Annotated in this window: 15 protein-coding genes and 1 tRNA gene; 10 read left to right on the top strand and 6 right to left on the bottom strand. The window is 65.1% G+C overall.

The genetic code is table 11. The features are described from left to right. Positions 1-9: 9 nt before the first annotated feature. From WG901_RS06205 to WG901_RS06195, 3 genes are all read right to left on the bottom strand, one after another. Positions 10-2,457 (bottom strand): TonB-dependent receptor, encoded by a 2,448-nt coding sequence (locus tag WG901_RS06205; protein WP_339586135.1) that lies wholly within the window; start codon positions 2,455-2,457, stop codon positions 10-12. Positions 2,458-2,504: 47 nt separating this feature from the next. Next, on the bottom strand, positions 2,505-3,800 hold the full coding sequence (locus tag WG901_RS06200) for an MFS transporter (protein WP_339586134.1): 1,296 nt from the start codon (positions 3,798-3,800) through the stop codon (positions 2,505-2,507). 98 nt (positions 3,801-3,898) lie between these two features. Beyond that, on the bottom strand, positions 3,899-4,903 hold the full coding sequence (locus WG901_RS06195) for a LacI family DNA-binding transcriptional regulator (protein ID WP_339586652.1): 1,005 nt from the start codon (positions 4,901-4,903) through the stop codon (positions 3,899-3,901). Between the two features lie 14 nt (positions 4,904-4,917). On the opposite strand from WG901_RS06195, the gene WG901_RS06190 reads away from it, so the two are divergent. The 4 genes from WG901_RS06190 to WG901_RS06175 all read left to right on the top strand — a co-directional run bounded on the left by WG901_RS06190 (position 4,918) and on the right by WG901_RS06175 (position 11,652). Beyond that, entirely contained in the window at positions 4,918-6,393 is a 1,476-nt protein-coding gene (locus tag WG901_RS06190; protein ID WP_339586133.1) for a trehalase family glycosidase, read from the top strand. 670 nt (positions 6,394-7,063) lie between these two features. Beyond that, positions 7,064-9,589, top strand: a complete 2,526-nt coding sequence (locus WG901_RS06185) for a TonB-dependent receptor (protein WP_339586132.1) — start codon at positions 7,064-7,066, stop codon at positions 9,587-9,589. Between the two features lie 86 nt (positions 9,590-9,675). After that, positions 9,676-10,941: an MFS transporter gene (locus tag WG901_RS06180; protein ID WP_339586131.1), complete on the top strand. Its 1,266-nt coding sequence runs from the start codon at positions 9,676-9,678 to the stop codon at positions 10,939-10,941. 12 nt (positions 10,942-10,953) lie between these two features. After that, complete coding sequence (locus tag WG901_RS06175) at positions 10,954-11,652, top strand: TetR/AcrR family transcriptional regulator (protein ID WP_339586130.1); 699 nt, start codon at positions 10,954-10,956, stop codon at positions 11,650-11,652. On the opposite strand, the gene WG901_RS06170 is transcribed toward WG901_RS06175, so the two are convergent. Further along, positions 11,643-12,545, bottom strand: coding sequence for an SDR family NAD(P)-dependent oxidoreductase (locus WG901_RS06170; RefSeq protein WP_339586129.1), 903 nt, complete (start codon positions 12,543-12,545; stop codon positions 11,643-11,645). The genes WG901_RS06175 and WG901_RS06170 overlap by 10 nt on opposite strands. A gap of 119 nt (positions 12,546-12,664) precedes the next feature. Between WG901_RS06170 and WG901_RS06165 the strand changes: the two genes are divergently transcribed. The 3 genes from WG901_RS06165 to WG901_RS06155 all read left to right on the top strand — a co-directional run bounded on the left by WG901_RS06165 (position 12,665) and on the right by WG901_RS06155 (position 16,245). Beyond that, on the top strand, positions 12,665-14,032 hold the full coding sequence (locus WG901_RS06165) for a hypothetical protein (RefSeq protein WP_339586128.1): 1,368 nt from the start codon (positions 12,665-12,667) through the stop codon (positions 14,030-14,032). Between the two features lie 25 nt (positions 14,033-14,057). Continuing rightward, positions 14,058-15,479 (top strand): acyl-CoA reductase, encoded by a 1,422-nt coding sequence (locus tag WG901_RS06160; protein WP_339586127.1) that lies wholly within the window; start codon positions 14,058-14,060, stop codon positions 15,477-15,479. 79 nt (positions 15,480-15,558) lie between these two features. Then, positions 15,559-16,245 (top strand): cytochrome P450, encoded by a 687-nt coding sequence (locus tag WG901_RS06155; RefSeq protein ID WP_339586126.1) that lies wholly within the window; start codon positions 15,559-15,561, stop codon positions 16,243-16,245. Positions 16,246-16,662: 417 nt separating this feature from the next. Here WG901_RS06155 and WG901_RS06150 read toward each other — a convergent pair. Together WG901_RS06150 and WG901_RS06145 are read right to left on the bottom strand one after the other, a co-directional pair. Next, positions 16,663-16,753 (bottom strand) — tRNA-Ser (locus WG901_RS06150). 68 nt (positions 16,754-16,821) lie between these two features. Beyond that, positions 16,822-18,930, bottom strand: coding sequence for a RelA/SpoT family protein (locus WG901_RS06145; protein ID WP_339586125.1), 2,109 nt, complete (start codon positions 18,928-18,930; stop codon positions 16,822-16,824). A 316-nt stretch (positions 18,931-19,246) separates the two neighbouring features. Here WG901_RS06145 and WG901_RS06140 point away from each other — a divergent pair, with 316 nt between their 5' ends. From WG901_RS06140 to WG901_RS06130, 3 genes are all read left to right on the top strand, one after another. Further along, complete coding sequence (locus tag WG901_RS06140) at positions 19,247-20,260, top strand: methyl-accepting chemotaxis protein (protein WP_339586124.1); 1,014 nt, start codon at positions 19,247-19,249, stop codon at positions 20,258-20,260. Positions 20,261-20,362: 102 nt separating this feature from the next. Next, entirely contained in the window at positions 20,363-21,616 is a 1,254-nt protein-coding gene (locus WG901_RS06135; protein ID WP_339586123.1) for an MFS transporter, read from the top strand. 103 nt (positions 21,617-21,719) lie between these two features. Then, a complete protein-coding gene (locus WG901_RS06130; protein ID WP_339586122.1) occupies positions 21,720-23,024 on the top strand; it encodes a cytochrome P450 in 1,305 nt (434 codons plus the stop codon). Positions 23,025-23,136 lie beyond the last annotated feature (112 nt).

Genomic DNA, 23,136 nt, shown 5'->3' with positions numbered 1-23,136 from the left:
GGTCTCCTTTTAGAACTTGTAGAGCGCGGAAAGCTGGAAGGCGCGCCCGAAGATCGAACGGGCGATCACCGATCCGCTCGTCGTGCCGATGATGCGCGCGTTGCCCTCGGTCAGTCCCAGCGAGTTGGTGACGTTGGTGACGAGGCCCTGCAGTTCGAGCGGCCCGGCCTTGAACGTCGCACCCAGGTCGAGCGTATCGTAGGCCGGAAGCTGCTGCAGGTTCTGGATGTCCGAGAACCGCTTGCCGACGTGCTGGTAGGCGCCGAACAGGGTCAGCGTGGTCTCGCCCAGCGGGATCGTGTAGCTTGGCTCGACGCGGGCCTGGAACCGCGGCTGGCGCTGGATCTGGTTGCCGTTCTGGACGCCAGTGGCGACACCCGCGGTGATGTCGCGGAACTCGCCGTCCATCAGCGTGCCGTTGAAACGCAGCTGGAAGGCGTCGAACGGCCGCAGCACGCCGTCGAGCTCGGCACCCCAGACACGCGAGCCGGCGATCGCGACCACGGTGGTGATCGAGTTGTCGGGGTTGACCACCTGCTGCGTGTAGGTCTGGCCCTTGAACTTGTTGTAGAACAGGGTTAGCCCAGCGCTGATCCAGGGCTGCGCGGTCTTGAAGCCGATCTCGTACTGATCGACCTTCTGGACCACGCGCGAACCCTCGCGCAGATCGTCGAAGTGCGGGAACTTGTAGCCCGAGTTCACGCGCGCGAAGGCGCTGAAGTCGGGCAGGAAGCGCCAGTTGGCGCCGGCCGTGTAGGACACCTTGGTCTGCTTGTAGGCGACGGTACGGGTGCCGCCGTTGAGCACGGTCGAACCGTTATTGTAGAGCGTCGCCGGATTGCCATCGAGATCGACGTTGGCCGTGGTCAGGCCCACCGTGCCGTCGGCCTTGAACTCTTCGACGCGCACGCCGGCATCGACGCGGAAGGTGTCGCTGAGCTCGAACTCGTCGGCGGCGAAGGCGGCGAGGTTGCGCCCGTTCCAGCTCGCGCGGGTCTGGCCGGTGGTGGCGCTGACGATGCCGTTACGCGTCAACTGCGCGCCGTTGTTGAGCGTCACGTTGATCAGGCGGGCGTTGGGCTCGAAGGCGAACAGGGCATTGTTGCCCTGGTACCAGAGGTCGTCGACCGAATAGTCGGCATAGTAGCCGCCGATCGTCAGCGTGTTGGCGCCGAAGCTCTTCGACACGCGCAGTTCGTTGGTGAACGAGCGCAGGTCCTTGTCGATCGACCACAGGCCGGCGACGATCACCGGCTGGCTGGCTGCGGCCGCGCCGCCGCCGACGAAGCTGCCCGTGCCAGAGGTAGCGGGGCCGCGGCCGACCGTGCTGGCGGCGCCGAGACGGCTGGTGATGTAGGCGCCCAAGGTCGTCGGCACGGCGCTGGTGAAGATCGCGCGCACGTCGGCGCGACCGTCGAGGAAGCTGAAGTTGTCACTGATCGTCCAGCCGTCGCCCGGGGTCAGATTGACGCTGCCGCCGAACTGGGTGAGATCGACCGTGCGCCCGTCACCGAAGTCGCGGCTGACCGTGCCCGGCGTAGCGCCGGGGCTGATCTCGAGCACCTGATAGCGGTTGGCATTGCCCGCCAGCGTGTCTTTGCGCTGGTCGAAATAGGGATAGACGTCGAGATCGGCGCCGTTGTTGGTCGACTGCAGCGGCGCGCCCGAGAAGAACGCGTTCTGGTCGTGGACCTTGCGCACGTAGAGGCTGATTTCTCCCAGGCCGTCCCAGCGCTTGGTCAGGTTGGCGCTGAACTGGCCACCCTTGTCGCCGACGTACTGCGTGTCGCGGATGCCGTCATCGAAGCGGTAGAAGCCGCCCGCGCTCAAATACCAGCCGTTGCCCAGCGGGCCACTGGCATAGGCGTCGACACGGCCCATGCCCTGGGCGCCGGCGGTCAGGCGCACGCTGCCCTCGGGATTGTCGGTGCCCTTCTTCTGGATGAAGTTGACCGTGACGCCCGGCTGGCCGTTCGAGAACACGGGGCTGGGGCCGCCACGCAGCACTTCGGTGCGCTCGACCGTATCGTCGATACGGAACAGGCTGAAGGTCTCGAGGAACGAGAGCGTGTTCGGCGCGAAGATCGGCGAGCCGTCCAACTGGACCGTGGCGAAGGCGCCGCCGCCGTTCTGCGGGAAGCCGCGGACGCCGACGTGGACGCCGGCGGTGCCGCCGCTGGTTTCGACGAAGATGCCCGGAACCAGGCGCAGGATGTCGGCCGTGCTGCGCGGCGCGAGGCGTTCGACCTGATCCTGCGAGATCGTGCTGATCGAGAAGCCGGCGTCGAGACGGTTGAGGCCATCGCGACGCGGCGTGCCTGTGACAACGATATCATTTGCGGGCGAAGAAGCGTCGGCATCGTTCGGAGCCGAGCTCTCCTGCGCGAAGGCAGCCGTGGCGACGGTCAGTGCCAGGGCCGAAGTGGCCAGGCGAATGGTGGTCGAAAATGCAGTCATGGGAATACCCCCCTCTGGAAACGGTGTTTCTCTACTTTATTGGTTGACTAAGTCGATGCAGGCAAATCTTTAGGCGTGGACAGCGCCGCTTTGCGCAGGCGGCGGTCGAGCAGGACGACGAGCAGTCCGAGCAGGAGCGCGGGTACGATGACGAGTCGGAAGGCTGCGATTCCGCCGAAGGTGGCGAAGACGCGGCCGGTGATGAATGAGCCCGTCGTGCCACCCAGGGCCGAGAAGCCGATGATTAGGCCGGTCATGGCCGCGTGTTGGCTGCGCGGCAGGGCCGACAGGATCGTCGAAACGATCGTGGGATAGATCGGTGCGAGGCACAGGCCGATCAGCGGCATGGCGTAGCCGTACCAGGGCAGGTCGGCCCAGCGCTCTATGCGGCCAGGAGCGTGCCGCTCGGCGAGCGGCACGACTATCATCACGATCACGGCAATGCCCGCCACGCAGAGCGCCAGCAGACGCAGCCAGCCGATCCGCGTGATCAGCGGCGCTGCGCCGAGGCGGCCGAGTGCGAGCGCGGCGGCGAAGATGCTAGCGCCCTGGACGCTCATAGGTGCTGACAGATGCAGCACCTCGGCGTTGAAGGTCGGCAGCCAGGTGCCGACGCCCTGTTCGACCAGCACGTAGAGAAATGCGGCGCCGGCGAAGAGCAGTACCGCCGGGCGCACTATCAGGCCGATCATCAGCCGCCCCTCTGCCAACGGCGCCGTTTCGCTTCCTTGTGCCGCTCGCTCGTCGAGACGAGCCGAGAGCAGCAGGACGACGATCGCTATCGAGAGCGCTGCGAGCAGCCAGTAGACCTGCAGCCAAACGGGATTGCCGGGAGCAGACGGGTCGATGAACAGGCCGAAGATCCAGTAGCCCGACAGCACGCCCAGCATGAAGCCGCCTTCGATCCGATTGGTCAGCGCGGCATGCCGAGCGGCGTCCTCGGTAAGCAGGCCGATAAGGGTATAGGTCGCGGTCTTGACTAGGGCGAAGCCGACGCCGGTGGCCAGGAACAGCAGGCGCGCCATCGCAAAGCCCGGGACGAGTGCCATTGCCAGGCAGGCGAGCGCCACGATCGCCTGGCCGACGATCAGTGCGCGGCGCAGCCCAAAGCGCGGCAGATAGGCCGCGACCGCCAAGGAAACGAGCGCGATCGGCAGATCCTTGAAGGCTTCGAGCGTGGCGGCTTCGGGCTTGCTGACACCGAACCCGTTGATTGCCTGGAGGATGACCGTGCCGACGCTGTTGAGCAGGATGGCGAACTGGGCATAGGACAGCATCAATGCCGCGATCAGAAGCCGACGCGAAAAGGCGGCGCTCTTGCTGGCTGATTTCTGGCCGTTCATGGCCGCCCCCTGGAGACGTTTACGTGCTTTTGAAGCTTCGTAGACCGTCTTTCCCAACGCGGACAGCGAAAAATGATATCGATGCCATCCGGCTTTCGCTATGTGTCTCGCGTTACGAGGCGCGTGGGTAGCGAAGGGGGATGCGGACTTTGGCCGGCAATCAATTCGAGCAGGGTCTGCGCCAGCAGCCGGCCGCCACCAAACCAGTCCTGACTGACGCTCGTGATCCCGAAGGCGACGGCGGTCGGACTGTCATCGTAGCCGACGATAGCCACGTCGCGTCCGGCGCGCGCCGCCGCGCGTTTTGCGCCGGCGGCCATCAGGTCGCTGCCCGCGAAGATCGCATCGATGCCGCCGTCCTCGGCCAGCAGGCGTTCGACCTCGGCTTCGGCGGCCGCTGCGGTGAGGTCGCTGTCCACATCGATCAGGCCTTGCCCTTGTTCTCCGAGCGCCGCCGCGCACCCGTCGCGCCGCGCACGCATTTCGGCGTGGCGAAGGTCGCCGAGAAATGCGCAGCGATCACGCCCGCGCGACAAGAGGTAGGTTGCGGCTTGCGCTCCGCCGAGCCGGTTGTCGCTTCCAACGACCACGGGACCCGGGCTCCCGCTGCCGTCCGCCTCGCCCCAGACGACCAGCGGCAGGCCGAGCTCCGAATATTCCTTCACGGTGTGCTGGTCGGCACCCTGACCGAGCAGGATCAGTCCGCTGGTATCCGAGACCTCAGCGCCCAGTGCCGGATCGCTGGTCGTCACCACCGCCGCATAGCCCGCCGTCGCCAGGGCTTCGACCGCGCCGCCGAGCAGGACCAGCGGATAGGGATCGGACATCGGCCGCGCGTCGTTGGGCGTCCAGTCCATGACGATCGCGACGCGACGACGATGGCTCAGGCGCAGATCGCGTGCGGCAAGGTTGATGCGGTATCCGGCTTCTCGCGCCGCGGCTTCGATCTTCTCGCGAACGGCAGGGCGCACCTTCGGGCTTTTCCGCAAGGCCCGGGAAACCGTGATCTTCGAAACCTCACAGATCCGCGCGATGTCCTCCAGCGTGACGCGGCGATGTGGCCCGGCAACGGGTTCGGACTTGTCGTTGGTCTGTTCCGCCATATAGGCCACGCATAATGCAATCGCACTCGACGACAAGCGACAATGACGCCGGGATCGAACCGCCGTCGCTGCTCTATGGCGCGCTGTTCGCGGCCATCCAGGAAAGCGGAATCTTCGCGGACAGCAAGACCTTCGCCGATGCCGTGCCGCTGCGCGAGGCTCAGGCGATTCTGGCTGAATATCTCGCATTGGGAACTGCCGGACCCGAGGATCTTCGACGCTTCGTCGCGGCGAATTTCGCTCTGCCCGAAGAGGAGGACGCCAACCCGACGGCGGATCGTGCCGCGGAGGACATTGCGCAGCATATCGCGCGCACCTGGCCGCGGCTCGAGCGCGACGGCGCCATCGAGCAGGGCTCGGCAATCGGCCTCGCCCATCGCTTCGTAGTCCCCGGTGGGCGCTTTCGCGAACTCTACTATTGGGACAGCTATTTCACGATGCTCGGTCTCGTTGCCCAAGGGCGGCAGGACCTGGTCGAAGAGATGGTCGATCTCTTCGCGGATCTGATCGATCGCTTCGGTCACGTGCCCAACGGGACGCGAAGCTACTACCTGTCGCGCTCGCAGCCGCCCGTCTTCTATCTCATGGTCGGCCTGTCGGAGCGAAAGCGCGATCCCCGGCTGCTGCGTGCGCTGCGGCGCGAGCACGAATACTGGATGTCGGGCGGCCGCGTCGTGAGCCTTGCCGGCGGTAGAAGCCTCAACCGCTATTGGGACGACGCCGATCGCCCGCGGGACGAGAGTTGGACCGAGGACCTTGCGACGGCACGCAAGAGCGGGCGACCCGAGGCTGAAGTCTGGCGCGAACTGCGTGCGGGCGCGGAAAGCGGTTGGGATTTCACCTCACGCTGGTTGGCGGATGGCCGTCGTCTCGAAACCATCCGCACGACGCGGATCGTACCCTGCTGCCTCAACGCCCTGTTATTCGGCCTCGAAAGCGCGCTGGCCGAGGCCGGTGATCCGGCAATGGAACGTGCTGCGCTGATGAGGCGAGAGGCGATCGCGCTCCTGAACTGGAACGAGGCCAAGGGCTTCTTCGCCGATTACAGCATGGACGACGAAACCGTGTCCGACCAGCCGACGGCGGCCATGCTCTATCCGCTCTTTACCGGCTGCGCCGATCCGTCCGCTGCCGCCCGCACGATCGCGGCGGCGCGCCGCCATCTGATGGCTCCCGGCGGCCTCAGGACAACCTTGGTGGAGACGGGGCAACAGTGGGATGCGCCCAATGGCTGGGCGCCGCTCCAGTGGATCGCCTGCCAGGCGTTCGCGAGCCATGGCGAGCCCACGCTGGCACAGGATCTTGCCGGTCGCTGGATTGCTACCGTCAAAACGGAGTTCGCGGCCACCGGACGGATGCTCGAGAAGTACGATGTCGAGCGGGGCGGAAGTGGGGACGGCGGCGAATACGTCACGCAAGAGGGCTTTGGCTGGACGAACGGCGTCACTGCGGCGCTGGCGGCAAGGCTGGATTCATCGCGTTCCGGCTGACCGTCGAATGCCGCTCGCTGCGAACGATGGCTAGCGTCGAGGTCAGTCAGGTTTAGGCGGGGTATTTTCTGCTTATCGGGTTCGCGATGCGACCCAAAAGCGCATCACCGGTCGGACCATGAGGTCTGTCCCTGCGACGTATCGCGGCAATTTGCTCCGTTCGTCCGGGCAGGCCGCTTCCTGCGATGGCGATCAACGTACCCGCTTTCACCTCTTCCGCTATCAGCCACGCGGGCAGGTGCGCCCAAGCCAGACGGTGGAGGATACGGGCAATCCAAGTCTATCGATAGATCGCTCCTGCTTTGACCTCGGGCCCGCGCGCAAGATTTATCTAGGGTATCGCGCCGTTTGGCTGTCGCCACAAGCAATCGGCATGCCCGATCTCGATTGCACAAAACCTCGAAATTTGCAGTTGTGTGATTTCATATTACATATATATGAGCCATTGTATCGCAGGTGACTGCTTCGGGTGATGCCCGAATTCGACTGCTCGGCAAATGCTCTCGCCGCGCGCCTCGCCGTTCAGGTGGTGTCGCGCGGGCGATGGGCTGCGCCTCGGCATCGCGCCCGGACTTGCCTCCAGGCGAACAGGAAAGCTGCGAGCGTCGGTATCTAAATAGATCGGCGGCGAGGGCGGGTGAACGCGCCGGGCCGTCAAGGGAGAGAACGGATGAGGAGCAATATCACGCGCGCCCTTTGGCTCGCGTCGACCGTATTGGCGGCAGGTTCTACCTTCGCTTCGCAAGCCTGGGCGCAAAGCGCTGACGGCGAGGGCGGCCTCGAGGAGATCGTCGTCACCGCGCAGAAGCGCGAGCAGAGCCTGCAGGACGTGCCGATCGCGGTCACCGCGATCACGCCAGAAAGCTTGCAGGCGAACCGTATCTTCACGGTCAACGACCTTTCGGCGATCGCTCCGGGCGTCACGGTCAAGCCGTCGCCTGGGGGCAGCTCCGTGCCCGTGTTCACCATCCGCGGCCAGAGCAGCTTTGGCGTAGTGCCCGGATCGGACAAGCAGGTTTCGATCTACATCGACGGCGTCTACGTCGGCAGCCCGCGCGGTTCGATCTTCGAACTGCCCGACATCCAGCGGCTCGAAGTGCTCCGCGGACCGCAGGGCACGCTGTTCGGCCGCAATGCCACCGCCGGCGCGATCAGCATCACCACGCGCGATCCCGGCGGCGAGGCCCATATCAAGGCCGAGGGCTCGATCGGTAACCGCGATGCCTATCGCTTCCGCGTCACCGCCGACCTGCCGCAGATGGGGCCGTTCAGCGCCTTCGGCAGTTTCGTGCGGAACTATCGCCGCGGCGAAGTGCGCAACGCCGCCGCCGGGCTGATCTGGGATCGCTCGACGTCGCCCTTCGGCGTCCAGCGCTCGGCCGAATATCTGGGTACGGTCGATTCCAACTCGTATTTCGGCTCGGTGAAGTTCGAGCCGAGCGACACCTTCAAGATCGTCTACAAGTACGATCGCAACGAGGACAGCGGCACGCCTGACGTCACCGGCTTCGTCGGTTACGATCCCAATTTCTCCGGTCTGCCGGCGCTTGTCGGCAATATCCTGAAGCCGCTCTACGCGAGCCAGGATCTTTACGCCCGCCCAGACGGCAAACGCCCCGACATCGCGACCAACGGCTTTGCCGTCCCGCGCACCCAGACCGTCCAGGGCCACAGCGCGACCGCGACCTGGCAGGCCAGCGACAGCCTGACGGTCAAGAACATCTTCGCCTATCGCAAATCCCAAGTGCTCGGCCCGACGCCGATCGACGGCATTTCGAGCCTGACCTTCACCCAGCCGGCACTGGTTCCCTATGCGACGCTCGTCGCGTTCAGCTCGATCGGCACGCCGGGCATTCCCAATGCCGCGGCGGCCCAGGCCGCGATCCCCGCTTTCGCGGCTCAGCTTGCGCCGCTGGTCGGGCAGCGCTTCATCCTCGTCGCCTCGCAGTCGGCCTCGGTGTCGAAGCAGTGGAGCGACGAACTTCAGGTCAATTTCACTTCGGGCAATCTCAACGCGACCGTCGGGGCGCTGTGGTTCCATTCGAAGGATATCGCGGGCGGTCCGCAGGGCCTGCAGAACACGCTGTCGTTCCCGACCTTCGTGCAGCAGAATGGCCGGATTCCGTTGGGCAACGAGGGCGTCTATGACAACGAGGCGACCTCGATCGCGGCCTATGCGCAGCTCGAGTACAAGTTCACGCCGCAGCTCGAGGTCGTGCTAGGTGCGCGCATCACGCGCGACAAGAAGACCAGCACCTTCACCTACAACACGCGTGGGCCGACGGGAGTGGTATCGCCCAACACGGTGATCACGCCGCCCGATTTCAAGAAGACCAAGCCCAACTTCCTCTTCGGCGTGAACTGGACCCCGAACGACGACACGCTGATCTACGGCAAGTTCTCGAATTCGTTCGTGTCGGGCGGTTCGACCGGCGGCATCCCTTATGAACCCGAGACCGCAAAGTCCTGGGAGCTGGGCATCAAGGCCGATTTCCTCGACAACAAGCTGCGCACCAATCTGGCGCTTTTCCACGTCGACTATAACCATTTCCAGCAAGCACAATCGACTTCGGCGACGGCATCGGCGGCGCTGGCTCTGCCGATCCTGACCCAGCTCTACGGCGCCACGATCGCCGGCGAGATGCTGCCCAAGCTCAGCGTCTTCGTCGGCGACCAAGGCAAGGTCCGCGCGCGTGGATTCGAACTGGAAGTCACCGCGGCGCCGACGCGCGGCGTGACGATGGGCGGCAGTCTCAGCTACACCGACATCTCGTTCCCGTTCGTCGAACCGGGTGTTCTGGCGGCCAACGGTGGCCGGCTCGACGTGACGGCAAGGCCGGCCTGGACCGGCAGCCTCTATGGCTCCTATGAAACCCAGCCGCTGTTCGGCGAAACGACCCTGAGCCTGCGCAGCGACGGGTTCTACCAGGGGGGCACGAGCTTCGCGGGCAACCCTGCGATCCAGATCTTCGACTGGAATCGCGGTGCGGAAAAGGTGGACGGCTACTGGACGATCAATGGTCGCATCGCGCTTCGCCATCTCGCGCTGGGGCCGGTCGATGCGGAACTGGCGCTCTGGGGCAAGAACCTGACGAACCGTCGCGACATGACCACGGCGCTGTTCACGCCCTTCGCCACTTCGGCAAGCTACGTGCCGGCGCGCACTTACGGCATCGATCTTTCGATCGAATTCTAAAAGGGTCTTCGCAGGTGTCCGGACCTCCGCTCCGGCATCTGCGGGGACACGCCTTGGCCAGGAACACAGGTTTCGGGAGACGTTCGATGGAAAGCCCGAACATGATCGGCAGGACGCAGGCGAGCGACGAATGGCGCACCCATGGCCCACTGGTCCTCGCCTCCGCCGCCGGCTTTTCGCTCCATACTGTCTCGTCCTATGTCATTGGCCTCGTCATGGAGCCGCTCGAAGCCGAGTTCGGCTGGACCCGCGCTCAGATTTCGGTGGTCAGCGTCATTCCATCGTTGATCATGGTTTTGCTTTCGCCTTCGATCGGCGGTCTGATCGATCGTTGGGGCAGCCGTCGGATGGCGATACCCTCGCTCGCGCTGACCGGGGCGTCGCTGGCGCTGGTCAGTCTCGCCAATGGATCGATGGTGCAGTGGTACCTGCTGTGGCTGTTCTATGGACTGGTCAGCCTCGGCATCAAGGCGACGGTCTGGACCACGGCCGTTTCGAACGCCTTCACGGCCGCGCGCGGGCTGGCCCTCGGCGTCGTGCTTTGCGGTACGGCCATTTCGCAGATTGCCGCGCCACCGCTGGCGCAATGGCTGACCGACGAATTCGGCTGGCGCCAGGCCTATCTCTGGATCGGCCTGGGCTGGTCGGCGCCTTGCGTGCTGCTTGCGCTATTCTTTCTCTACGATGTGCGCGATCGGGACAGATTGGCGATTCGCGGCCAGTTCGAAGCGCCGCGGCCCACGGCCCCGCAGCCTGGGCTGACCCTACGCGAGGCGCTGCGCAGCTTGCCGCTGCTGCGGATCGGCCTTTCCACGCTGATCACCATGTTCATCGGCACGGCGATCCTGATCCACCAGGTGCCGCTCCTCACCTCGACCGGCGTGTCGCGCGCCGACGCGGCATGGCTGGCCAGCCTGTCCGGCGCGGCCGCGATCGCCGGCAAGCTTCTGACGGGCTGGATGACCGATCGCTGGAACGCCGGCCTTGTCGGCGCGATCACGCTGCTCGCGCCGGCTATCGCCTATCTGATGCTGCTGCAGCCGCAACACACGGCGGGGTGGTATGTCGTCGCGATGATGATCATCGGCTATACGACCGGAACCAAGCTGCAGGTCTGCGCCTACCTGACCGGCCGCTATGCGGGCATGGCCCATTTCGGCAAGATTTTCGGCGTGATGACCAGCCTCGTCGGTATCGGAGGCGGCTTGGGTTCGGTGGCGGCCGGCGCGGTCTTCGATCATTTTGGCAGCTACGGCCCGTTGTTGTGGACGGGCATCGGCACGAGCGTGCTCTGCGCCGCGCTGATCTTCCGGCTAGGATCCTTTCCGGCATGGGAGACCCGGCCCGAATGAGGCGATGCGGAGTTGACGGCTGACAAGCGCGGGTGTTTTCGCGATAGAACGGAGAACCAGCGCTTTCTGGCTGGCGTATTCAGGGGACGATCCGTTTTGGCCCGAGCAAGGACGACGACACCGTCGAAAAGCGGCGACGCAAGGGCGCAGCGATCGGCCGAGGCGATGCGCGCGACGTTCCTCGATCTGATCGAACGCAAACCACTCGAAGAGATCTCGATAAAGGAGATCACCGATGGCGCGGGGCTGAGCTATCCCACCTTCTTTCGTCGTTATGCCACCAAGAACGAACTTCTGGAGGAGATCGCAACCGACGAGGTGCGTACGCTGATCTCGCTTGGCCATGCGGCGCTGAACGGCGAGGGGCAGGGCAGCGCCTTCGAACTGTGCAGCCATGTTCATGCCCATCGCAAGCTCTGGACCGTGTTGCTGAATGGCGGTGCTGCTCACATCATGCGTGCGGAATTCGCGCGCATAGCCGAAGAGCGCGGGCACAGCGGACCCCGCGCCAATCCCTGGTTGCCGGTCGAACTGGCGGCACCTTTCGTCACCAGCGGTATCTTCGAGATACTGGCCTGGTGGCTGCGCCAGCCCGAAGACTATCCGCTGGACGATATCGTTGCGCTGTTCGACGCGCTGATCGTCGATGTCACCGCGCGGCCCCGCGTGGTGCCTGCGCTGAGCCGGGATCCGAAAACGGATCAGCCGTAGCGCACCCCGGCAAGGTCCTCGGACCTGCGCCACACATCGCTGCGCACGGCTTGGTCTTCCACGATCTTGGCATATTTGCCGGGACCCGGGGCACCGCGCATCTGCATGAAGCCCGTCGGGCCATAGAGCGCCCCGCCATCGATTTCGGGAGATGTTGCGGCGAAGAGAATGGGTGATGACCCGGCCGAGGCCGATTGCCCGAGCAGCGGCAAGAGGATGCGGGTGCTTACGAACCGGCTCATTCCGCCGCCGGTCTCGAAGAGATTGGTCCCGGCAAAGCCCGGGTGGGCGGAGAGGCTGGTCAGACCCCAGCCGGCCGCGTCGCTGCGCTTTTGCAGTTCGCGCGCGAACATCGCCTGGAGCAGCTTCGATCCGCAATAGGCGCGGCCAGGATGATAGCCTTTTTCGCTACGCAGGTTTTCGATGTCGAACTTGGCGTAGTGCTGCGCCAGGCTCGTCACGTTGACGACCCGCGCGCCGGGCCTCGCGCGGAGCAGCGGCAGCAGTTCCGCGGTCAGCGCGAAATGTGCGAGATAGTTGACGCCGAACTGCACCTCGTGGCCTTCGCTCGTGAGTTCGAGCCGGGGCGGCGACATGACGCCGGCGTTGTTGATCAGGCGATCGACGGCCTGCTCGCTTCCGCGCAAGCGCGCAGCAAAGTCGCGAACCGATCGCAGGCTGGCCAGATCGAGCACTTCGAATGCGACATCGGCGCCGGGCGCGGCAGCCGCGATCGCGGCGACGGCCCCGGCGCCCGTCTTTGCGTTTCGTCCTGCGAGGATCACACGGCCGCCGGCGCGAGACAGCGCAAGCGCGACTTCGTAGCCCAGGCCACCGGTGCCCGTTACAATCGAAAGCGTGCCGTTCTGCGAAGGTGGCCGGTAGCTTTGCATCCTGGAAAATCCTTGTTCTGCGACAGGCCGCCGCGACCTGGCATCCATCCTAGTTGTGTTATTTCATATAACACATTATCGTATGCGTCGAAGCAAATCGATTCGATGGGAGAAGGTTCATGGGTGCTAACTGCGACAAGCTGCTAAGCACGGCCGGCACCGCGCAGGCCTACGCGTCCTACGGCGAGGTGCGCGATGTCCAGGTGGCGGCGATCGCCGAAAGGCTGGTCGAGCAGGGCGAGCGGATCAAGTTGGTCAAGCTGCGCGCGGCCGATGCCGGCATCACCGAAGTCAAGAACCTTGCCGATGTCGTCCCGTTGCTGCTGCCGCATACGGCTTACAAGTCTTATCCCGAGAGCTTCCTCACCGAGAAGAAGTGGGATCGCCTGACCAAGTGGCTCGGCACGGTGTCGGCCCATCCGACCGATAATATCGATCTGTCGGGGGTAGAGGACATCGACGATTGGGTCGTCGCCTGCGGCAAGGCCGGACACCACGTTTCTTGCTCGTCGGGCACTACCGGCAAGTCGGCGATGCTCGTCGCCTCGCAGCATGATCTCGACTTCGCGGCCAGGGACGGCGTGGCTGCGGTCCAGTGGGGATCGGATATCCGCGTGAGGGACATGCGCACCACGGCGGGCGCTGCAGGCGCCGTGGCTTATACGCCGCGCAACACCGCGATGGGTATGGCCATGATGGGGGCCTTCGTCGACCCCGAGGCGCCGCGGTTCAATTCCGGGCTGCCGCCGGTCACGATCGGCTCGATGACCAAGATGATCACGCTGCGGAAGGCGATCGCCGACGGCACGGCCAAGCCCGGCGAGATCGCCGAGTTCGAGGCTGAATCCGCCGGCCGGCAGCAAGCCCTGGACGCTGCGCAGGAAGGCGCGGTCGACGACATCATCGCCAAGCGCGACCAGAAGCTCTACATCACCGGCATGTGGGGGGCGCTCTATCCCTTTGCCGAGGCCGTGCGCGCCAAAGGCTACAGCGCCAAGGACTTTCACCCCGAGAACGGCGTCTTCCTCGGCGGCGGCCTCAAGCGCGCCCAGCTGCCCGACAACTACCGCGAATTCGTCTTTGAGACCTTCAATCTCCAGCCGAATTTCATCTACCAGATGTACGGCATGCAGGAGGTCAACACCTCGGCGCCGCGCTGCCAGAAAGGTCAGCGCTATCACCTGCCGGCCTGGCTCGTCGCCATTCCACTCAACAAGGAGGGCGATGCGCTTGCGCCGGGCTTCGAGGCTAGCGTGGACGGGCAGGGCCCGATCGAGGCGCGTGCGGCCTTCTTCGACCTGTCGATGGACGGTCGCTGGGGCGGAGTGATCTCGGGTGATCGTATCGAGATAGACTTCAGCCCCTGCGCCTGCGGCAATGGCTCGCCGTCGATCAAGGACGACATCGCGCGCTACGCCGACCTCGAGGGCGACGACAAGATCGGCTGTGCCGGCACGGTCGATGCCTATGTCCGCGGCCTGTCCTGATCTGCGCCATTCCAGGAGAGAACCCATGAACACCGTAACCGAAATCACCGCTGCGACGCAGGCCGATTCCGCGCCGTTCTTCATCCGTGGCAAGCTCGTCGAAGGCGCCGGGCAGGTCCATCGCTCGCGCGACCTCGGCGTCGATTTCGCGACACCGAAGATCGACCTCGACAGCCTCGTCCATCCGCGATCGGAACTTCCGCCGCTGCTCAACACGCCGCTGTCCGAGATCATCGACTTCCTTCACGAGGCCGGCCAGAAGCTTGCCGATCCCAACAACCCGCATATCCAGACCACGATCGACCGCATGGCCAAGGTCAGCCTGCAGCCGCGCAAGTCGATCGAGTTCCAGCTCAAGCATGCGATCGGATACCTCGACCCCAAGGTCCTGAGGGAACTGGTCGAGCAGAACTTCCCCAACCCCAAGGCGCTCGACGAATGGGTGCCACATACCGATCATCAGGGCCGTCGTTCGTTCATTCGCGCCTATGCCCCGCGGCTGATCCACGTCCTGCCCGGAAACGCACCGACCCAGGGCATCCAGTCGATTGCCCAGTCGGCGCTCGTGAAATCGGTCAGCCTGTTCAAGATGGCCTCGGCCGACCCGTTCTCGACCGTCGCCTTCCTGCGCACGATGGCCGAGGTCGATCCGAACCACCCTGTCGTCCAGTCGATGTCGGCGATCTACTGGCGCGGTGGCGATGAGAGCGTCGAGCGCGTCCTCTATCGCCCGCAATATTTCGACAAGCTCGTCGCCTGGGGCGGTGGGGATGCGATCAACAATGTGATGAAGTACGTCGGCCCGGGCTTCCAGCTCGTCTCGTTCGACCCCAAGACGTCGATCTCGATGGTCGGGCGCGAGGCCTTCGCGAGCGAGCAGACGCTGGTCGAGGCCGCGACGCTCAACGCGAGCGACGTGGCGATGGGTGGCCAGGAACCCTGTGTCTCCAGCCGTTTCACTTTCATCGAAGCCACACCCGAACAGGCGGATCGCTATTGTCAGGTCCTCGCCGATCAGATCCGCGTCGACCGCATGGACGAGGGCACGCCGCGCCCGCTCGACATGGAGCTCAAGGAGCAGATCGACGTCCTGCGCATGATGGACGACGAATATGCGGTCTTCGGCAAGACCGACGGCCGGGGCGTCGCGATCCGTTCGGAAGAGCCGGTCGACTTCCATCCGCTGCGCAAGACCTCGAACGTGGTCTGCGTACCCGATCTCATGGAGGCGATGAAGTACGTGAACGTCGCCACCCAGACCGTCGGCGTCTACCCGTTCGAGCGTATGGCCGCGCTGCGCGATCATCTCGCCAGCGGCGGGGCGCAGCGCGTGGTCAGGCTCGGCGAAGCCGGTCCCAGCGCGATCGGCAATCCCCACGACGCGATGTACCCGCTGCACCGCTTCGTCCACTGGATGGCCAACGAGGACGGCGTCGTGCGCGACTAGCGCCGACGCGTCGACATAAGAAATTTCGACCGCCCGTCAAAACGCCGATCCGGCGACGGATGAACTGCGGTCAACCGGCATGGACGCCATCGCCAGCGGTCCCATTCCTTGGGCCCTCGACGGCACCGATCCGATGTCGGGCGGCGCCGAGCATCCCTTCGCGATCATGGGGAAGTATTTCTACGGCTACCTGGCGGATCGCCGCGCGAATCCCCGCGACGACATCCTGACCGAGTGCGCGCACGCCAAATACAACGACGGCACGACGCCTGAAATCTACGACCTCGTCCAGCTCGGCATGTTCATGTTCGGCGCCGGCCAGGACACCTCGGCCAAGCTGCTGGGCAATTCGATGAAGTACCTCGTCGAGGATCAGGAACTCCAGAGCCGGCTGCGTGCCGAACCCAAGCTCATCGGAGCCTTCCTGGAGGAAGTGCTGCGGATCGAGGGCTCGACCAACGATCCGAACGAATTGATCATCGGGCGAAAGAAGGTGGTCGAGCACGTCGGTTTCGGTCGCGGCAAGCACGTATGCGCCGGCGCTCCGCTCGCGCGGGTGGAAGTCCGCGTGATCATGGAGAAGTTCCTGAGCATGACCTCGAAGATCGCACTCGATCTCGAGAAGCATCCCAACGGTGTCGCGGATCTCAACTACGAGCCGAGCTTCATCATTCGCGGTCTCGAGAGGATGCACATCAAGCTTTCGCCGGCGGATGACTTCGTCGCACCTGGAAAGCGACCTGCGGCCGCTGCGGCAACCCTTTGATGGTTGCGGGACTTCGTCACGGTCGTCGACTGGGCTGATAACGCCCCTTCCTCGCGGTCGGCGAGGGAGCATGCTTCGCTATGTTCCACCGCCGCTACGGCGGCGGTTCGCAGCGTCTATGCGAGAATGACCCGCCTGCCGGAAACGCGCTGAGAAGATTGGCTCGCGCATACCGGCAAGGCGCCGGATTGCTCAAGCGTGGCGTGGCCCGCGGTTCCCCCGTTTCGCGCTCACCGCGGAAGATCTCCCGAGCAGGACCGTCAGCGGCATGACCAGACGGTTCCGGCCGGCTCTTTTCGGCTCTGCTAGAACGACGGTAGCGCTGGTCGCCTGATCCCGAAACCGCAGCGCGCAAGGAGGAAGGGCCTGTGCTGTCGGCACTTTTGCGGCGCATTCGGATGTACGCGAACAGGGTGATGGCGGAGCGGGAGGGATTCGAACCCTCGATACGCTTTTGACGTATACTCACTTTCCAGGCGAGCGCCTTCGACCACTCGGCCACCGCTCCGCATGCTCTGGAAGGCGCGCCCTAGCGGCAGCCGGAGCGCTGCGCAAGGCATGGCCTGCTATTTCCCGTCAGATGCGTTCGGCCTCGGCCACGGCCTCGCTCGCGCGCAGCGAAGAGATGATCCGGCTGAGGTGCGCGACGTCCTTGACCTCGAGATCGACCTCGTAGGTGCCGAAAGGGTCGTCGCGCTGGATCATGTGCAGATCGGTGACGTTGGCGCGGTTGTTGGCGAAGATCGCGGTGACTTCGGCCAGGGTGCCCGGGCGGTTGTAGAGCACCACGCGCAGGCGGCCGACGGCGCCGGTCGAGCGCTCGCCCCACGACAGGTCGAGCCAGTCGGCATCGATGCCGCTGGCCAGGCTCAGGCAGTCGATCGTGTGGACCTCCACGCCCTTGCCGGGCTGGCGCAGGCCGACGATGCGATCGCCCGGCACCGGGTGGCAGCAGTCGGCGAGATGGAAGGCCATGCCCGGGGTCAGGCCGCGGATCGAGATCGCGCGCTCCTGCTTGGGCCAGTCGTGATCGTCGGCGAGATCGGCGGCGCTGCCGGGGACGAGCGCTTCCATGACCTCCCGGTCTGACAGCTTGGCCGTGCCGATCGCCGCCATCAGCTCTTCCTCGCGCGCGAAGCCCAGGCGCTTGACCGCGTCGGCGATCGCCTTCTTGCCGATCTTGGTGGGCAGCCGCTCGACGATCTCCTCGAACAGCTTGCGGCCGATCGCGGCGATTTCCTGAAGCTCCTTGGCGCGCACCGCGCGGCGGATCGCCGCGCGCGCCTTGCCGGTGACGACGAAGCCCAGCCACGAGAGCTGCGGTTGGGCGTTGCGGCTCTTGATGATCTCGACCACGTCGCCGTTGTTGAGCGGGGTGCGCAAAGGGATGTGGCGGCCGTTGATCTTGGCGCCGACCGCGGCATTGCCCAGATCGGTGTGCACCGCATAGGCGAAGTCGACCGGGGTCGAGCCCTTGGGCAGCTGGTGCAGCGAGCCCTTAGGCGTGAAGGCGAAGATGCGGTCCTGGTAGATCGCCAGCTTGGTGTGCTCGAGCAGTTCCTCGGCGTCGTGGCTGGCGTCGACGATCTCGACGAGGTCGCGCAGCCAGCCCACTTCTTCGTCGGGTCGCGGACCGTCGGGGCGCTCGCCGCCCTGCTTGTAGGCCCAGTGCGCGGCAAGACCGTATTCGTTGGTCTGGTGCATGTCCTTGGTGCGGATCTGCACTTCGACGCGCATCGAATTCTCGTAGATCAGCGCCGTGTGCAGCGAGCGGTAGCCGTTGGTCTTCGGCGTCGACATGTAGTCCTTGAAGCGGCCGGGGATCATCTGCCAGGTCTGGTGGAGCACCCCGAGCGCCTTGTAGCTGTCCTCGACGCTGTCGGTGATGACGCGGAAGGCCATGATGTCGGTGATCTGCTCGAAGGTGACGTGGCGCTCGGCCATCTTCTTCCAGATCGAGTAGGGATGCTTCTCGCGCCCCGAGACCTCGACCTTGAGCCCGGTTTCGGCCAGCGCCTGCTTGACCGACAGCGCGATCGCGCCGACCTGGCTGCCTTCCTGGCTGCGGATCTGCGCGAGCCGGCCGGTGATCGTCGCATAGGCCTCGGGCTCGAGCTGCTCGAAAGCGAGCAACTGCATCTCGCGCATATATTCGTACATGCCCACGCGCTCGGCGAGCGGAGCATAGATATCCATCGTCTCGCGCGCGATGCGGCGGCGCTTGTCCTCGCTCTTGATGAAATGGAGCGTGCGCATGTTGTGCAGGCGGTCGGCCAGCTTGACGAGCAGGACGCGCAGGTCCTCGCTCATCGCGAGCAGGAACTTGCGCAGGTTCTCGGCGGCGCGTTCGTTCTCGGTCAGCGTCTCGATCTTCGAGAGCTTGGTGACGCCGTCGACGAGGCGGGCGACGTCGGGCCCGAAGAACTTCTCGACCTCCTCGATCGTTGCCAGGGTGTCCTCGACCGTGTCGTGGAGCAGCGCGGTGACGATCGTCTCCTGGTCGAGCTTGAGCTCGGTCATCAGTCCGGCGACTTCGACCGGATGGCTGAAATAGGGATCGCCCGAGGCGCGCTTCTGCGTGCCGTGCTTCTGGACGGTATAGACGTAAGCACGGTTCAGCATGGCCTCGTCCGCATCGGGATCGTAGGCCTTCACACGTTCGACAAGTTCGTATTGACGCAGCATCTCTGCCTAAATGGGCGGAGAACCCCTGCGAGGGCAAGGGGGAAGCGCCGAAGCTTGAGGGAGAAGCCTGTCGCCGCCAGCTTTGAGCACTCGGGCCCAGGGAGGATAGGCGGCGACAGTTACACCCTATACGCGCGAGCGTGGCGATCGGTTCCCGCCTGGACGCGGCTTTTCGGATTTTTTCGCGTCGCAGAAACAGGCTTAACGCCCCGGTAAGTAGTTATGCGGATAAATGGCCGCGAAACGGCGGAAAACGTCGGGTTTGGGAAAGGGTGTCCTGCGCGAGGCGATCATACGCGACGGCGGGGGCGCTACATTGCAAGACGACATTCTGACACTCGCGCTCGATCTGTCGCGCAACACGGCCGAGAAGATCAGCTCGATCGACATGATCATGGTCAAGACGCAGATGTTGGCGATGAACGCCCGGCTCGAGGCCGCGCGTGCCGGCGAGGTCGGCAAGAGCTTCGCGGTCGTCGCGCACGAGATGGGCGAAGTGACCAAGGAGGTCAGCGCGCTGTCGGCGGGCCTGCGCACCGCGATCAACGACAACGCCGGCCGTATCGAGGCGGCGGGACGGCAGATGCTGCTCGATTCCCGCGGCAATCGCTTCGCCGACATGGCGCACAACGCGGTCGAGATCATCGATCGCAATCTCTACGAGCGTTCGTGCGACGTGCGCTGGTGGGCGACCGACACCGCCGTGGTCGATCTGCTCGAGCAGCCTTCGTCCGAAGCCCAGGCCCATGCCACGCGGCGGCTCGCGACGATCCTGCGCTCCTACACGGTCTATCTCGATCTCTGGATCGCCGATCGCAACGGCGTGGTCGTGGCGAATGGCCGGCCCGATCGCTACGGTTCGGTCGTCGGGCGCAATGTCGCCGGCACCGAGTGGTTCCGCAACGGCATGGCCACGACCAGCGGCGACGCCTTCACCGTCTGCGACATCGAACGCAATCCGGCGCTCGATCGCGCCGAGGTCGCGACCTATGCCACGGCGATCCGCGCCGGCGGCGTCGAGCACGGCCAGCCGCTGGGCGTGCTCGGGATATTCTTCGACTGGGAGCCGCAGGCCAAAGCGATCGTCGAGGGGGTGCCGCTCGATGCCGAAGAGCGCAAGACCACGCGCATCATGCTGCTGAACGCCCAGCACCGCGTCATCGCCTCTTCGACCGGACACGGCGAGGCCGAGACCTATTCGCTCCAGGCCGGCAGCAAGCGCGGATTCTATCAGAACGGCGCCAAGCTGGTCTCCTATGCCTTGACCCCGGGATACGAAACCTATGCCGGCCTCGGCTGGTACGGCTGCATCGAAACCGCGGGCGGCTGACCCAATCGCCGCCGATGCGGGCGATTGTATACGAGCGCGTTGACCTTGGCGCGATGTCTGGCACAAGCGCCCGACAACAAGATGCCGAGGAGAGTTCAGCCCATGCCCGCTTCGTTCGCCGTCGGCTGGCGCCAGGTCGGCATCTGCTTCCTGCTGCTTTCCGCCTCGGGCATGATCGCCTCTACCTATTCGCTGGTTGCCGTGCCGCTGGCGCAGGAATTCCAGCCCACCCGCATGGTGCTGATGCTGGCGATGACGGTCTATTCGGCCGTGAGCGCGGTGCTGATGCCCCTGATCGGCAACCTCGCCGACCGCTTTTCGGTGCGCAGGCTCATGATCGCGGGCGGTTGCTTCCTGGCGGCCGGCTATACGGCGATCTCGCTGGCGACCTCGTTCGTCCAGGTCCTCGTCGCCTTCGCCCTGCTGATTGCGCCGGCCAACGCGCTGATGGGGCCGGTGGCGGCGACGGTGCTGCTTTCGCGCTGGTTCGCCAATCTGCGCGGCCGTGCGATCGGCGTGGCCATCGCGGGCATCTCCGCGGGCGGCTTTGCCTTTCCGCTGATCATCCAGGGGCTGCTCGATACCCATGACTGGCGACAGGCGCTGCAACTGCTCTCGCTGGTGCTGATCGTCTGGACCGTGCCGGCGGCGCTGCTCGTCGTCGAGCGGCCCGCCGATCGCGGGCTCCATCCCGACGGTGCGCCCGAAGCGCCCGAACTGGCGCGGCAGGAACTGGGCAGGGCACCGATCTCCGCCCGGCAGATCCTGACCGATCCCGCGTTCTGGGCCATCGCCGGCACGGTCGCGATCGTCACGGCCGGGATGAAGGGGATGATCACCAACCTGGCGCCGCTGGCCAAGGACAGCGGCATCGACGCGACCCGGGCGGCGACGCTGATCTCGGTCTATTCGGCCTGCAGCTTCGTCGCCAAGCTCAGCTTCGCCGCGCTGGCCGATCGCGTGGGGCCGCGCACGCTGATGTTCGTCGCGCTCGGCGGTTTTGCCTTGGGTATCGGCCTGCTGACCCAGGCCAGCGCCGGCTACAGCGCGATCGCGCTGGGCGTGGCCTGCATCGGCATCTTCGGCGGACTGATGATCCCGATCGAGAGCTTCATCGCGCCGCGGGTCTTTGGCCAGCGCGCGGTCGGTCGCGCCATGGGGCTTCTTTCGGGGGTCATCCTGATCGCGATGCTGGCGACGCCGCCGCTGTTCGGCCTGATCTTCGACCTGACCGGCAGCTACAAGGGGATCTTCTGGACCTTCTGCGCGCTGGGCATAGCCGCCATGTTCTGGTTGCCGGCAATCCGGCTGCACGCACGTCAGGAGCCGACGCTGGAGGCCGCTCCGGCCGAATAGCGACGCATTTCATCGCGGGGGCGAAGGGGGAAACCGCGTTCTCGCCGATGATTGCCCGCAAGGCGGGTTGGTGGCATGCACCTCTCCAATAAGGGAGAAGATCATGTCTGCGTCGACCGCCACCGCACCGCATCCCAAGAGCCTCGACGATATCCGCGTCGATTTCCCCGATGCGCCTTCGCACGTGCCCAAGGACCGGATCGTCGACCTGTCGTGGACGATGGGCGGCGTGCCCAACGATCAGGTCGATCCTTACGAGCACATGGGCTGGCTGGCGGGCCAGAACATCCCGCGCCTGCTGTTCAACCCGCCCGCCGCCGGCGGCCTGGGCGCGATCGCGGGCGGCTCGGCCACCGGCAACTGGGTGGTCACGCATTACGAGGACATCGACCGCGTCTATTGCGACAACGAGCATTTCTCGAACAAGGGCACGGCCGAGTTCCAGCGGCTGATCGGCGAGACCTTCCCGTCGATCCCGCTCGGCCTCGATCCGCCCGAGCATACGCCTTACCGCATGTTCCTCACCCAGTTCCTCGGCCCGGCGACGATCACCCGCGTGATGGAGCCGATGATCCGCGAAGTGCTCGACGAGATGATCGGCGAGATCGAGGACAAGGGCGAGGTCGACATGGCCTGGGATTTCGCCCGCGTGTTCCCGGTGCGCATCTTCATGGGCATGATGGGCTTCCCCAAGGAGATGTTCGACGATTTCCTCGAATGGGAGTGGAACATTCTCCATTCGGGCAGCCTCGAGAAGATGCAGTGGGCGCTGCGCAGCGTGCTCGATTTCCTGCGCGGGTTCATCGCCGAAAAGGAAAAGAACCCCGACCAGTTCCTCACCTCCTCGATCGTCCACGGCGACATCAAGGGGCGCAAGTTCACCGATGACGAGAAGATCGGCATGGTCTGGTTTCTCTGGCTCGGCGGGCTCGACACGGTCGCCGCAACGATCGCCCAGATGTTCCGCCGCATGGCGCTGCAGCCCGAGATCCAGACCCGGCTGCGCGACAATCCCGAGCTGATCAACGGCGCGGTCGAGGAATTCCTGCGCACCCAGCCGATCCTCTCGTCGGCGCGCCGCGCGATCAAGGACTTCGAGTGGCACGGCGTCCAGGTTAAGGCCGGCGACAGCTTCTCCTGCCTCAACCCCGCGGGCAACTTCGATCCGGCGCGCTTCGAGAACCCGCGCGAATTCGATCCCACGCGCAAGGGCAACCGCCACTTCACCCTGGTCGGCGGCGTGCATTCGTGCCTCGGCGGGCATCTCGCCCGGCGCGAGTTGCGCCTGCTGCTCGACGAGTGGTTCAAGCGTATTCCCGAATTCCGCGCCAAGCCGGGCAGCGACACTTCGGTGTTTCCCGGCCTTCTCTCGATCCGCAACCTGCCGCTGGTCTGGGACGTCAAATAGACCGGCATTCTCGATGATTCTGCCGCCGCCCCGACGGGAACGGGGTGGCGCAGTTCACAAATAATAACTGACTCCGACCGGCGACGATGGCACAAACAACCATTCCGGTCGT

It is taken from the genome of Novosphingobium anseongense, assembly GCF_037482895.1.
GTDB lineage: Bacteria > Pseudomonadota > Alphaproteobacteria > Sphingomonadales > Sphingomonadaceae > Novosphingobium > Novosphingobium anseongense.
This window is presented reverse-complemented; position numbering and strand designations above follow the sequence as displayed.